Annotated in this window: 13 protein-coding genes and 1 pseudogene; 4 read left to right on the forward strand and 10 right to left on the reverse strand. The window is 58.5% G+C overall.

Annotation, left to right across the window (positions count from 1 at the left end):
- Positions 1-43: 43 nt before the first annotated feature.
- The 3 genes from AC0L18_RS15630 to AC0L18_RS15640 form a co-directional block, all read right to left on the reverse strand.
- Entirely contained in the window at positions 44-1,504 is a 1,461-nt protein-coding gene (locus tag AC0L18_RS15630; protein WP_473493170.1) for a phospholipase D-like domain-containing protein, read from the reverse strand.
- A 213-nt stretch (positions 1,505-1,717) separates the two neighbouring features.
- On the reverse strand, positions 1,718-2,425 hold the full coding sequence (locus AC0L18_RS15635) for an ATP-dependent DNA ligase (RefSeq protein WP_473493171.1): 708 nt from the start codon (positions 2,423-2,425) through the stop codon (positions 1,718-1,720).
- A 463-nt stretch (positions 2,426-2,888) separates the two neighbouring features.
- Positions 2,889-4,031: a helix-turn-helix domain-containing protein gene (locus AC0L18_RS15640; protein ID WP_473493172.1), complete on the reverse strand. Its 1,143-nt coding sequence runs from the start codon at positions 4,029-4,031 to the stop codon at positions 2,889-2,891.
- Between the two features lie 229 nt (positions 4,032-4,260).
- Between AC0L18_RS15640 and AC0L18_RS15645 the strand changes: the two genes are divergently transcribed.
- A complete protein-coding gene (locus AC0L18_RS15645; protein WP_473493173.1) occupies positions 4,261-4,548 on the forward strand; it encodes a hypothetical protein in 288 nt (95 codons plus the stop codon).
- A 1,045-nt stretch (positions 4,549-5,593) separates the two neighbouring features.
- Here the strand turns inward: AC0L18_RS15645 and AC0L18_RS15650 are convergent.
- Complete coding sequence (locus tag AC0L18_RS15650; RefSeq protein WP_139172500.1) at positions 5,594-5,911, reverse strand: hypothetical protein; 318 nt, start codon at positions 5,909-5,911, stop codon at positions 5,594-5,596.
- Positions 5,912-6,052: 141 nt separating this feature from the next.
- Here AC0L18_RS15650 and AC0L18_RS15655 point away from each other — a divergent pair, with 141 nt between their 5' ends.
- Entirely contained in the window at positions 6,053-6,904 is an 852-nt protein-coding gene (locus AC0L18_RS15655; protein WP_473493174.1) for a LysR family transcriptional regulator, read from the forward strand.
- Between the two features lie 14 nt (positions 6,905-6,918).
- Here the strand turns inward: AC0L18_RS15655 and AC0L18_RS15660 are convergent, their stop codons facing one another.
- The 4 genes from AC0L18_RS15660 to AC0L18_RS15675 all read right to left on the reverse strand — a co-directional run bounded on the left by AC0L18_RS15660 (position 6,919) and on the right by AC0L18_RS15675 (position 9,240).
- On the reverse strand, positions 6,919-7,737 hold the full coding sequence (locus tag AC0L18_RS15660; protein WP_473493175.1) for an ATP-binding protein: 819 nt from the start codon (positions 7,735-7,737) through the stop codon (positions 6,919-6,921).
- 107 nt (positions 7,738-7,844) lie between these two features.
- Positions 7,845-8,369, reverse strand: a complete 525-nt coding sequence (locus AC0L18_RS15665; protein ID WP_473493176.1) for a plastocyanin/azurin family copper-binding protein — start codon at positions 8,367-8,369, stop codon at positions 7,845-7,847.
- A complete protein-coding gene (locus AC0L18_RS15670) occupies positions 8,366-8,779 on the reverse strand; it encodes a DUF5602 domain-containing protein (protein WP_287139652.1) in 414 nt (137 codons plus the stop codon). Before AC0L18_RS15670 ends, AC0L18_RS15665 begins: the two co-directional genes overlap by 4 nt.
- A gap of 71 nt (positions 8,780-8,850) precedes the next feature.
- Positions 8,851-9,240, reverse strand: a complete 390-nt coding sequence (locus tag AC0L18_RS15675; RefSeq protein WP_473493275.1) for a hypothetical protein — start codon at positions 9,238-9,240, stop codon at positions 8,851-8,853.
- Here AC0L18_RS15675 and AC0L18_RS15680 point away from each other — a divergent pair.
- On the forward strand, positions 9,209-9,733 hold the full coding sequence (locus tag AC0L18_RS15680; RefSeq protein ID WP_473493177.1) for a PTS sugar transporter subunit IIA: 525 nt from the start codon (positions 9,209-9,211) through the stop codon (positions 9,731-9,733). The genes AC0L18_RS15675 and AC0L18_RS15680 overlap by 32 nt on opposite strands.
- Here the strand turns inward: AC0L18_RS15680 and AC0L18_RS15685 are convergent.
- On the reverse strand, positions 9,645-10,211 hold the full coding sequence (locus AC0L18_RS15685) for a winged helix-turn-helix transcriptional regulator (RefSeq protein ID WP_473493178.1): 567 nt from the start codon (positions 10,209-10,211) through the stop codon (positions 9,645-9,647). The two genes, AC0L18_RS15680 and AC0L18_RS15685, sit on opposite strands and share 89 nt — an antisense overlap.
- Before the next feature lie 355 nt (positions 10,212-10,566).
- Between AC0L18_RS15685 and AC0L18_RS15690 the strand changes: the two genes are divergently transcribed.
- Positions 10,567-12,216 carry an alpha/beta hydrolase gene (locus AC0L18_RS15690; protein ID WP_473493269.1) on the forward strand — a complete coding sequence of 550 codons (1,650 nt, stop codon included), beginning with the start codon at positions 10,567-10,569 and terminating at the stop codon, positions 12,214-12,216.
- Positions 12,217-12,295: 79 nt separating this feature from the next.
- Here the strand turns inward: AC0L18_RS15690 and AC0L18_RS15695 are convergent.
- Positions 12,296-13,375: pseudogene (locus AC0L18_RS15695) on the reverse strand (calcium:cation antiporter).
- Positions 13,376-13,445 lie beyond the last annotated feature (70 nt).

Raw genomic sequence — 13,445 nt, forward strand, 5'->3', positions numbered from 1 at the left:
TGGCTGCGTCGCCCGAATTGCCGCGGGCAGAACGAGAAAGCCTCTAAAGGTAGGGCGATCCCAGCCACAACACTCGGTCGAACAGGCGAACGATGAATGGCCGGGCTCTCAAGGTTTCGATCGTTACAGACGTGGCGGAGGCGATTGCCGATCCGATCCGCGCTTCAATCTCCGCGACAAAGCCTGCATCAAGAACCTCTACATCAATTTCAAAATTCAGCCGCAGGGACCGGGCGTCAAGATTGGAGGATCCTATAAAAGCCCAAACTCCATCGACCGACAGCAGCTTCGAATGATCGAACGAGCCCTGCGTGCGCCATACGCGGCAATAGTGCTTCAGGACCTGATCGAATTGCGCCGTCATCGCCCGGTCGATAAGGAAAAGATTGTTCATCGCCGGTACCACGATGTCGATCTCGACGCCTCGCCTGGCTGCGGTCGTCAGCGCGCTGATCAGTTCCCGATCCGGCAGGAAATAGGGCGACATGATGCGGATCGATTTGCGGGCGACGGAAAATGCCCCGATCAGCAAGTTGTGGTTCGTTTCGATGCTGGCATCCGGCCCGGATGCAACCGCCCGCGCCAGCATCGGTTGACCGGGAGCCGCGGGAAGCGTGGCCACTTGCCAGGTGTCGCCTTTCAGGAGTTCGCCGCTCACGAAGCGCCAATCTTCGGCGGCAACCGAAAAAAGGTCCGCTACGACCGGCCCGGTGACCTGAAAATGCGTGTCCCTCGCGCTGGAGGAGCCGGCGAACTCGGCTGAGAATCCCTTTCGGATGTTCATCCCTCCGGTGAACGCAATCGTGCCGTCGACGACCAGGATCTTCCGGTGCGTTCTGAGGTTGGCGTAGGGAAGACGCAGGCCCATGACAATGTTGCCGTTGAAGAGGTCTGCTGTGATTCCTGCCTCTCGCAGGCGCCCAAGAATGCTGGGGACGGAGTAACGCGCCCCGACGGCATCGATCAGCACGCGAACGCTGACACCCCGCTGGACGGCTCCGGCGAGAGATTCCACGAAAAGCCGCCCGACATCGTCATTGTCGAAGATGTAGGTCTCGAGCAGGATAGCGCGTTGAGCACCATCAATCGCTCGGCACATTGCGGCATAGGCCTCGTCACCTGTCTCCAATATCGCAATCGCGTTTCCCGAGGTCAGGGCAAGCCGGGCCACCCTGTCGCCCAATGTCTTCAGGCCGGTGAAGCGTTGGCCGTACCGCTCAGCAATCAATTCCTCGGCAGCAAAGTTGCGCTCATGTTTTGCGGAAGCCGCCTCGCTGGAAGGGGGCCGCATGGCGCTGATCGTGGCACGACGGATGCGGTTTATGCCGGCAACGGCGTAGATGATCGCGCCGAGGAATGGCGACAGGAACATCACGCCGACCCAACCTGTGGCGGCGCGGACGTCTTCCTTCGTCATTATGGCGTGGACGATGCCGATGGCCGCCATCAGCACCGAAATGATCGCGAGGATCTGGGGCCAATGAGTCATTAAGGTCTGCAACATCGCCAAGACTATCCAGCGAGCGGTTGCAGAACGCAATGCAACTCATTCCCGGCGTTGATACTCAACAGACCCAGAGCGAAGAGCGCTGTCTCCTATGGTGGTAATCTTGCACGATCCACAAATCGGTGAGGACGCCCCATGAGCAGCGATCAGGGCCATTGGAGCCGTACCTGGCTCGTAAACCCCCGCAACTCGGGAGTCGGCTTCTTCGAATTATTTGGCCTTCAGCCATGTGTTCGACAGTCCGCTCCTGTAGCGGCTGTCGGCACGCTTCGAGATGATTCCCTTGAGCCCGATCTTCTCGACGGTGCGGAAGAGCGCCAGCGCACTGCCCTCGAAGTGCTCACTGTATTGGATCTTGCCGAGGCCAGGCTCAACCAGTTGCCATAGCGCCTGCTTGCGCTGCAGTAGCGGCAAGGAGACTAGATCGCGGCCGTCGAGATGGAGGATATCGAAAGTGACGAACACCAGCCGGCTCGGCTCGTTCCAGATCGCGGCTTCCAGCGCAGGGCAATCGGAAGCGCCCTGCTCGCCGGGAACAATGACTTCGCCGTCGAGAATGGCAGTCCGGCATGGCAGATCGACGGCTAGTGCAATGGGCCAGTATTTCGGGGTCCAGTCACGGCCGTTCTTGCTGTAAAGACGCACGCCGGCATTATCGATGATGATCTGGGTTCGATAGCCGTCGAGATTGGCCTCGTGGACCCAGCCCTCATCTTCAGGCGGCCGCTCGACCCGAGTCGGGATTTGCGGCGGAAGAAACTCCAGCCGGCCGCCATTGACCTTGGCACGCTTACTCAATGACGCCACCTTGGGCCGCGCGGCGGCGGCTAATCGGCACAGGCAGCACGACATCACCCCAACATGATGCCTGCCACCTGTGCCGAGCCCCCGCCAAGCCGCCGAGCCCCCGCCAAGCATTGCAAGCATCTACGCACGAGCCCGATCTGTCGTTGGCTTTGCATCCTAATACTTATCCCGGCGTACATATCTTGCTCGGCGCGGCGCTCTTGCACCGTTCCCGACCGGCTAATTGCTGTCCGGGATCGCCGCCAGCCTACGCAGCCCTTTGCTGGTGAGATAATCCGGGCTAGAGCGGTTCGTCATTTCAAGGAACCGCAGAACCGCTCTATCTCTTTGTTTCTTGACTTGGCAAGCATACGACGCGCGGTCTCAACAAGTGTCTTATGCTGCGTAGTTGCAATGTATGCTCCGCTGTGATGCGCGGCGACATCGATGAACAGTCGGTTGATAAATCGGGGATCGGCTATAATTGATGGCGCGGTGAACGCGACACGAAAATAAAATATTCTGGTTCATGAGGCGGCGGATCTTCCCCGCCCTGCTTTAAGCCCGCCCCACTTCAACCATTCCCGATCTGTACTCAGCTTCCGAGCGCTTTGAGCCAATGTTCAAAGGAAGAGGCCTCCTCGTGTCCGGCATGCGAAACAGAGTGGGCGGGGCGCGGTAACACCACGGAGCTTCGGACTTCGCGGGGGCTGTAGCCGAATTCCTTGCTAAAAGCTCGGCTGAAATTAGCCGCTGAACTAAACCCGACGGCTACGGCAATATTAACAATGCGCCGGCTGTCCGCCGGATCGCTAAGCGCAACATGGGCTGCCAGAAGTCGGCGACTTTGTATGTAGTGGAGAACACCACCGCTCGGTTCGAACAACTGATAAAGTCGAGTACGCGAGACGCCGAGCGCCCGGCACATTGAATCCGGCGTCAGATGAGCCGCATCCAGATTGTTGTGGACGTATCGACGGGCTCGCTCCATCAGCGCGACACTCACCAATTGTTCGGTGGCCGCGGCATGTTCCGCCGGGGGCGAGAGGCAGGCAATGATCATGCTGCGTGTTGCGTGCACGATGCGGGGCAGATCGTCAGCCGTGAGACTGCGCAGTCTTGCTTCGATGTTCTTGAGGTAGTCGAGCAAAAGGTTGGCAAAGTTGCCGGACAGAATTGAATTATTCTTTGCGTCCAGGGTTGCCGCCGAATCGGCGAACAAATCACGCGGCAAATAGAGAAAGAGACTTTGGGATTCCGTTGCCCTCCCCCGAAACGGGTAGCCAAGCGATCTAATCTCGAATTTGCCCGGCTGGTTTTCCGCTACGCGGCGATCGACCTCCGTCCACGACCGGCCAGTATGCGGCAAAGCGATATACCAGTGATCGATCGAGCTGGACCGAAGCTTCGCAGCAGAACGCATATAACTATGTGCCGGTGCGCGCTGTTGAACGATCAGCATGCCACCGAGGTTCCAGGCCGTGTGGTCGGCGGGAAAGCCATCGTCGAGCGATTTGTCATCCGGCAACTTGATCTCGACAAGCGGAGCCATATGCGCCTGCCAAGCGACGAATTGATCTTCTGGCGCCAGTTCGAGCGTCGAAAAGGGCAAAGGTTCGAGCGCCGGCGCAAGTGACGGGGCAGCCTCATTGTCAGGTTGAGCTTCGCGCGGCCAACGACGTCGATCGCGCTCAAGCGCCTGCCTCGCAAGCGCCTTGTCCTGCCTCTTAGCGTCCATCGCGTAGTGCCGTATCCGATTCCGGTATGCCCATCGCCACCGCAATCATGTCGTGTATCACAGCCATCTGGCAAGACCAGCTGAACGCGAGTCCACAGAGCGCCATCACGCTGGGTTACAGCAAGAAATGCATTCCGAGATAAGTTTCTGGATGCGACGATAACGACACTCTTCAACCTAGCGCGTATAGAGTCTGGCACGGTGAAAGCGTAGTTGAAGAGACAACGAAATGAACGCAAAGCTCAAAGCAGAAGCTCGTCGCAAGATAATTCTTGATGGATATTTTAATAATGAACCTTTGAAAGATATTGCAGCCAAGGTCGGATGCTCACTGGCGAGTTTGAAAGTCACCGCCAGTAGACTCGGTTGCACTCGAGCTCCGAAAGACGCGGCGGAATTTCGGCGAGGATTTCATGTCCCAGAACAAAAACTGCGGGATTACCGACAACTTATGATTGCTGGACAGTATAGAGCTCGCGAGTGCGCGCTGATCTTGGGACTATTGAAAGGCCAATAATCAGTCAGCGAGCAAACTTATTCCAATCACGCCTCAGCGGTTCATCGGCAAAAAAAGTCCGCCGCAAACACTGGCAACAGGCCCTGAAAGGTTCGCACAGATGCCGCGTCGGCGTTTCAATCGCACCTGCCTCAGCCCTCATGATCTGGCTATTTGCGAACACGTGTTCGATCAGGTTTGCGCAGATGAACACATGGACTCTTCAAGCCGGGATGCCGAGGCCTTAGCGGTGGCGATTGTCGCAATCTTCCGAAACATTACGACCAAGGAGCGCGAACTGCTGGATGAATTGAGGTCTCTTCGTCTCTCAAAGGGCGCAGAGAAGGCGCACTAGCTTGGCGGCTTTCCCTGACGAATTGTTCGCGTTAGCCCAGCCGGATTGGCATCTGCATTGCCCCATTGAGTCCCACCAGAGTGTAGCAACAGCGCTTGCGAAGGAGATGGAAATGGGTTTAGCCCAAGACTTGTCTGATGTTGCGCTCACATTCGATTGTCCGGATTGCTCGCATCCGGCGGTAAGGAAGGGCTCTGCGCTAAGAACGATCGCGCACTTCAGATGCGACGGGTGCAACGCCAAGGTACGGATCACCTATCCGCAGAAGCTGGCGATCTTCGAAAAGTACAGGTCATTAGCCGCCCAAGGGGCATTGCGATAAGACGATCCGGAAACGCGTCGCCAATGGCGGTGACGCGGACCAGATGCAAAAGGTCGATGCCCTGGTGGGTCTCGCTAAAGAAATGGCCCACCGGCAACTGGCCGGGTTAGAAAGCCCGGCAGATAAAGCGTGGTCGTGGTTGTGGTCGTGGAGGTCTCGCCCGAAGTTCCGCTCGTCGTCTGGGCAAAGGAAGGGCCGGCGGAAGGCGCCAACACGGCCGAGGTCAGAACGATTCGTTTCGTATTCCTTTCTCCTGTCTTAAGCGCACGACGCGCTCACAAACCAGCATGCAGACTGAAGGAATGTTCCACTGATGGGGCTCACCCTCGGAATCGTTCCGCGTGCCAGTGGATCTTGCCGTCAGGCCAGCGTGATCGTGAGATCCTCGCTTACTCGAACATGATCCGAGAGGTTCCTCTTTCTGCGATCGACATTCTCCGAGCTTCTTGGATCCGCTCGGCCTGTTGTTTGGTATAGGGACCCATCGGCCGGGTCTTTTCATGGCCGCGGCGAACCCGACAGTACCAGTGGCCGCTGTCAGAGAAGATCTCAACCGAGGTCGGTGCATCGTTGGCCGCCGCCTTGGCGACTTCGCTGATGAATTTCACGACCTTTGAATGGTGCCGGGCGGGTGCAACCGTGCGCAAACCACTGGTGACGCTAAGTTCCTGCTGCACTGGGGACATGGTCGAACTCCTGTCGGTCATTTGCTTGCGCTCCCTCCCACCGGCGCTGCGCAGCATTCAGCGCAGAGCTGGGTGGATAATCTCGAAGCCTATTGCTCTGACTAGCTATCTAGCAAACGAAATTGATTGACATTTAAACGCAATTTTTATGCTATATGTTTTATGGACATTGAACTCGCCCGGACTTTCATCGAGATCGTTTCGACAGGGAGTTTCATTCGGGCATCGGAGCGCTTGAATGTCGCCCAGACGACCGTAAGCGCACGGATTCGCAACCTCGAGCAGCAATTGGGCCGCGCGCTTTTTGTTCGCCACAAAGGCGGAGCTTCTCTCACCCCGGCCGGTGAGCAATTTCTGCGCCACGCCCCGATGTTCGTCCAACTATGGCAACGCACCCTTCACCAGGTTGCCGTGCCCCCGGGACGTCGAGCTGTTCTGACGGTCGGCAGCGAAGTCAGCCTAGCGCAACCTCTTCTGCTCGATTGGGTCCGATGGATGCGCGGGCCGCTTCAGGACATTGCACTTCGAGTACACGTCGATGTGCCGAAGGATTTGATCAATCAGGTCGCGTCAGGAATGGTCGACTTGGCTATCATGTACGCGCCCCCCCACAGACCGGGTTTGAAGATCGATCTGCTTCTGGAGGAAAAACTCGTCCTCGTGACGACCAATTCCGAAGCGCGCCTCCTGGACGAATCCGATTATGTTTATATGGATTGGGGGCCGGATTTTGAACTTCACCACGGGATGAATTTCCCGAGTGCTGCGCCGGATCTTTCTTTCGATCTCGGTCCGCTCGCACTGAGCTATGTTCTTGCGACTGGCGGCTCCGGATATTTCAGGATGAGTTCTGTGCGGCCTCACATGGGGGCCGGCCGGCTGCACCTTGTGCCTGAAATGCCGCAGTTCTCCTATCCGGTTTACGCGGTGCAATCCGCAAGTGCGGACGAGAGCGTGGTAGGTCCTGCCCTGGCAGGATTGCATTCCGTCGCGAGCGCCGACATCAAATTGTAGGAGTTGTTGGGTGTCTAAAGGTCCGCTTGGATTGACGGGAACAGAAGGTCGACCGTTGTTCCAATCCCTCGCTCACTCTTTATCCGGATCCGACCACCAACCATTTGCGCCAATGCCTGCACTTGCAACATCCCTATCCCGGTGCCCTTCTCACCCTTCGTCGTGAAGAAAGGATCGAACACCTTTCGCAAGACTTCCGGAGCCATGCCGCAACCACCGTCCTTGACGCGAACGCATGCGTAGGTTTCGGGCCCGGGCAGGTCAGGCGTCGGGGCCGTCTGCACCAATCGCTCAGTGGTGACGCGGATCTCCCCGCCACTTGGCATCGCATCTCGTGCGTTCATTACGAGATTAAGCACTGCAGAGTCGAACAGCGCCGGGTCGATCAAGCAGTTCGGGATATCGGAACCAAGCTCCAGCTTGACGCGGACATCGGGGCCTGCGCCATATCTCAGGAAAGGCTCAAAAGACCTGAGGAATTCATTCAAATTGCCAGCGTGGATTTCGAGTTCCTGATGTTTTGCGAAGGCCAGTACCAGTGACGTCAGTTCGATACCTCGATCGATTCCCTGCCGCGCTGCAGCAATGTAGGTCCTCGCGCTTTCGGGCTCCTCGGCTCTTATTTCGGCAAGCCTCAGGCCGGATCCGATGACTGCCAGGAGGTTTCTGAAATCATGGGCAATACCGCCAGTCATCTCGCCTAAGGCGGCAAGCCGATGTGTGGCACGCTCACGTTGTTGGGCTGCGGCCCGAGCACCGAGAGGCATATCTACCTGACGCTCGTCGCGCTTCGCTCGTGTTTCATTATCGTATGGAAACGCGCTGCCGGTCATGATGGTCGCCCCTATCAATCATTGACGACAAACAGGAAACTCGGGCTCCCATTCGCATCGTCGTTTGGGTTCTCCTGTTGCTGGTGTCATGCATCCTGCACGCATGCCTAGGCGCGCCGCACGATCCCTTTCGTCATGATGTCTTCGACCATCGGAAAGGCCTTGACGGCCTCTTCCGGTAGGTCTCCCTTCGCTCCGGTTAGCTCCGTCCAGTCATGCGCCTCGGGCTTGCCGACGACGATACGACCGACCATTCCAGCATGCTCATGCGGAATGCAGTAATAGTCATAGACCCCCTGCTCGGTGAAAGTAACCGAAAAGCTTTCGTTGGGCAGTAGATAGTCAGAATCCCAAGATTTTGCCGCTTTGGGCATGCGGAGCGGCCGCTCGAAGTTTGTGGGATTGTATGCCGTCGTCGTGTGCGAATTGCCGGGATTGAGATTGGTCCAGCGGATCGTCTGTCCTGGTTTGATCAGAATGCCTATCGGGTCGAACCAGACGTGTGAACCGTCGTCGCGCCCTTGCATCTTGACTTCGATCATCTCGCCACCCAACACGGCCAGAGAAGAGAGGGAAAGGGCGGCGGCGAGCCCGCCGCCAGCGCCCAGTATCTCACGACGCGTCAGTGTCATTTGGCGACCTGTGCCTCGTCAGCCGCCGAAACATGCCACAGCACGACATGGACATGCGGCTCTTCTACCCCCGGATGGCCGGCATTGTAGTAGACGTCCACATGGTCGACATTGCCGCCGGGTGAAGCGAGGTCGTCAAAACGCTTGTCCGGATTGAGGTCTTTGATCGGCAGCATGTAAATCGTGCTGACAAGCTCGCCATCGTGGTCATAGGCAAGGAATGGTCCGGCAGGCAATGTCGTCGGATCGACGAAAAGTTGGCCCATGCCCGGCAGGAAGTCGGGCAGTTTCACACGCTTGCTGACCTGTTCGTAAGGAGCGGCTGGCGGAGCTTTGGTGACCTCATTCGCCGCCATGGCGCAAAGCGAACTGCCCACTGTCAAGGCAACTGCGAGGACGAGTTTTTTCATCACGGCATCTCCTGGTTGAAATAAAAATTGCGACGGCTGAAGATCTGGAAGTCCGTCTAAAAATTCGATTTTCACTTTCTGACACAACATGTTCGCGCCCAGCTAGCAAGCAGGAGACTGTTCTGTTCGTCAAACGAAAATAACTGGCATTTAAAAGCATTATTTCTGCTAGTCAGGCCCATACCTGTTTTGCTTGATTTCAAAAAATCTTCCACTACCTCTGAATTGCTATGAATATTTTCAGCCTCAATTTCCGGCGGGAGCCTAAACGCCTCAAACGGGCCATCAGCCCGGACGCGAGAGAGTTCGCGTCCGGGACAGCCAGCCTCATCTCCACTCCTCAGTCCACTGAGAATTCTGTCCTGCTTGACCAGTGCGGCTGAACGCTCATTTGCGATCGCGTCTGGATCGACACGGAGGTTGACCCTGATGATCTCCCCCATCCTGTCAGAAGAAGACATTTCGCTTGATCTTGTGACGAAGGGAAAGCAATCAGCCTTGTCAAAAATTGCGATCAGGATTGCTCGGAGAAATGGGCTTGACGAGCAGATGGTTATCCGTGGTCTTTTCGACCGTGAGTGTCTCGGCTCGACGGGCACCGGTCGTGGCGTCGCCATCCCCCACGCTCTGCTCGGTATGATCTCTTCGCCTGCCGCGTCTTTGACACGTTTGGCTCAGCCTATCGATTTCGACGGCCCGGACGACGATCCCGTCGACCTCATTTACACTATACTTTGGCCGGCCTCTGCCACGTCCGCCTTCCTCCCTGCCCTTTCCCAAATATGCCGGCTGCTTCGGGCATCTCAGGTTCGGGCGCTGCTCCGACAGGCACGGACATCCGATGAGGCGTTGGCGATTCTCGAAGCTAAGCCGGTTCCGGCAATTTCCACCAATTTGCATACTTGCTGCTTCGAGCCTGGCGTTCTGGTGTCCAGGCACCTGAGCAATGCCTAGTCAGATGGCCCTGCTCGACCAGCGCCTTCAGTTGGTCCTTGATCGTGTTGCGGCTCGCGCCGCTGACCCTCGCGGTCTCGGCCACCGTAGCCCGGCCATGCTCACTCGCCAGTTCGAGGATCGGGACCGATGACTCCGGCAGCGCAGCGAGCATGACCTGCTCGCGCTCCATCTTCTTCTCGAGGTGCTGTTTTTGGCGCTGCAAGGCCCGCAGGTAGAACTCCAGCCATGGGTTCCAGTCCGGCGCATCCATCCGGATCGTCCCCTGCGTCCGCCGAAGCGACAGGTAATAACTTCCTTGTTCTGCTCGATCACGCTCTCCAGCGAGCTTGTAGGGCACGTAGGCATAGCCCGCGCGCAGCAGCAGCGTCGTCAGGTGATGCCGCCATGGCCGTTTGTCCACCTGTTTCCATCCAATTGTCGTTCTGCGCAACGCTCCTAACAGAGGATGGCCGGAAGGGGCCGTAGCGTAATCCAAGCGCACCTCCGCGCACATCGCTGGCAAGCATCGCACAGCGCGGAATCGCCAGATATACAGTAAGCGTTTGTTAGCCTTGCGCTTTGTGAGTTGTGGCCTTTCTGTTCCAAACTCCGTTTCTAACCTCCACAAACGATGAAGCTCGGCCATCGTGCCGCGCTGCTCAGTCTCCTTTGACACGTGCGGTGAACGGCGAGCGACCGCACCCCTAAAGTTTGGAAAGACTGCTCCAGAACAAAGACTGCTCCAGATTGGTATCGAGTTCGTGGCGTCGCCCGCGCATGCGGGTTGCGCCGACGTATCTTGCACGGCAAGCTGCCTCGAAGCACTCCAGCGATCGCACGTGGCCGCTCCAATGAGGCTATTCTGGATCTTCAGGTTCTGGCGTTCCTTCTCAGCCGCTGGCTTGCTGATCGGAACACTCTTCTTTGCGGCCTCGCTCACCCCTTCCCTGCTTCCACGCACCTTTGTAACGCAAGGCGTTCTATCCGGATGCTCTTTCGCGGCCGGATATGGGCTTGGCGTGTTCGGGCGCTGGCTGGCCGACTACCTGGAGTTGCCCAAGCCCACCGGCCGCATCTTGCGGGCCATCAAACTCGTCGCTGCGGCCACCTGCATCCTGGTTGCCGTGGCGTTTCTCTGGCAGGCTTCGGAATGGCAAAATTCGATCCGGCAGCTCATGAGGCTCGAGCCGGTAGACACTGCGCACCCCCTGAAGGTCGGTCTGATCGCGTTGCTGACCTTCGTGCTCTTGATCCTCTTGGCGCGATTGTTTCAGGTCACGTTCCTGTTCATCTCGCGAATGCTTGGCCGGATCGTGCCGAAACGCGTGTCATACGTGATCGGCATTGCCGCTGCGGCTGCGTTATTCTGGACGGTGGTCAACGGCGTTTTCTTCAGGTTTGCGCTCCATGCCGCGGATTCGTCCTTCCAGGCATTCGATGAGCTGATCGAGCCCGAGACCCAACAGCCGGCCGACCCCAGCAAGACCGGAAGCGATTCCTCGCTGATCGAGTGGGATGAGCTAGGAAGGGCGGGACGGGAGTTCATCGCGACCGGACCGACGAGCAAGGGTTTAGGCTCGTTCCTGGGGATGGATGCGCGTGAGCCGATCCGCGTCTATGTCGGATTGCGGTCTGCGGAGACAGCCGAGGAGCGCGCAAAGCTCGCCCTCGAGGAGCTCAAGCGCGTCGGCGGATTCGATCGCTCGGTGCTGATCGTGGTGATGCCAACAGGCACCGGTTGGATAGACCCTGCTGCAATGGACACCGTCGAATATCTCCACGGCGGCGACGTCGCGAGCGTCGCCATGCAGTATTCGTATCTCACAAGCTGGCTGTCCCTCCTGGTCGAGCCCGGCTATGGCGCCGAGGCAGCTCGCGCCCTGTTTGCGGAAGTCTATGCGCATTGGACCACGCTTCCCAAGGAAAGGCGCCCCAGGCTCTATTTGCATGGGCTGAGCCTTGGCGCCTTAAGCTCCGAGCAATCCGCCGAGTTGTTCGAAGTGATCGGCGACCCGTATCAGGGGGCACTTTGGAGCGGTCCGCCATTTCCGAGCAGGATCTGGCGTTCCGTCACCGACGACCGCGAGCGAGGATCGCCAGCCTGGCTGCCACGCTTCAGGGACGGGTCGTATGTGCGGTTCACGAGCCAGGAGAACGGCCTGGCGATCCCGGACGCACATTGGGGACCGATGCGGATCGTCTATCTTCAATATGCGAGCGACCCGGTGACGTTCTTCGACTACCGGTCCCTGTACCGACAGCCGGAATGGATGGCGGGGCCGCGCGGTTCCGACGTGTCTCCCGAGCTCAAATGGTATCCGGTCGTGACGCTTCTCCAACTCACCGTCGACATGGCGATGGCCACAACGGCCCCGATGGGGCACGGGCATGTGTATGCGCCGGAGCATTACATCGATGCCTGGATCGAAGTAACTGACGTTGGGGGATGGACCGCGGAGCAGATCGACCGGCTGAAGCTGGAATTTTCGCGACGGCGGTGAAGGGGCGCGGCTGGCGAAGGCCAAGCGCCTGGGCGTATGCCGTTCACGACCATCCCAGGCGTTCGAAGGCGGTGAAGCCTCACGGCACGGCAGCGAAAAACAAGAACACTGCGAAGATGACCAGGTGTACGATGCCCTGAAGCACCGTGGTCCGGCCGGTACCCAACGTGATCACGCTGACGATCAGCGTCAGCGTCAGCAGGACCTGGTCCTTCTCGTGCAGACCGAGCTCTAGCGGCTGGCCAAGCACTATCGAAACGAGCGCAACTGCGGGAATGGTCAGGCCGATTGCCGCCAGTATCGACCCCAACGCCAGGTTCAGACTGGTCTACAGTCGGTTGGCCCGGGCCGCTCTAAGCGCTGCCAGTAGTTCCGGAAGCAGCACCACCGCCGCAATTACGATCCCCACCACGGCTTTTGGCACCCCGAGCCGGGCGATTCCCGCCTCCACCGTTGGCGTCAGGGATTTCGCAAGCGCCACGACCGCAACGAGGCAGACGAGCAGCAATCCTGCGCTGATGGCTGCCGTCCGGTTGGAGGGCGGCGACGCGTGCGCCTCCTCATCGCCCGCCTCAGCCGGCAGAAAGTAGTCGCGGTGCCGCACGGTCTGGACGAAGACGAATGAACCATAGAGAACCAGCGAGACCATGCCCACGAAGACAAGCTGCGACGTGCTGAACATCGGACCGACTGAGGTCGCGACGACGTTTGGCACAACCAGCGTCAGTGTGGTGAGCGCGGCCAGGACGGCCAAGGCGGCGCTCGCTCCCTGGAGCTGAAATCCCTGTTCGTGATGGCGCACGCCGCCCCACAGCAGGCACAGGCCGACGATGCCGTTCATCACGATCATGACAGCGGCGAACACCGTGTCGCGCGCCAGCCCCGCTTTTTCGACCGGAGCAGAGATCATCACCGAGACGATTAGTGCCACTTCGATAACCGTGACGGCAACGGCCAGCACAAGCGTGCCGAAGGGCTCGCCGGTGCGGTGCGCGACGATCTCAGCGTGGTATACGGCTGCAAAAACTGTGGCGATCAGGACCGCTCCCGCCACGGCAGCAATGAAGCCCCCGGTGCCTGCAAAGAATGTCGTCAACAGGATAGCCCAGGCCACTGCTGGCCAAGTCCATGCCCACCAGGGAGTTTGTGCTGCAGCCATGCCGACAAGACCTCATCGTTCTGCAGGTGAGGCTAGCACACTCCAGGGTCTCTGGAGACAAACTTCCGAC

This window comes from Mesorhizobium sp. WSM4819 (genome assembly GCF_055811215.1).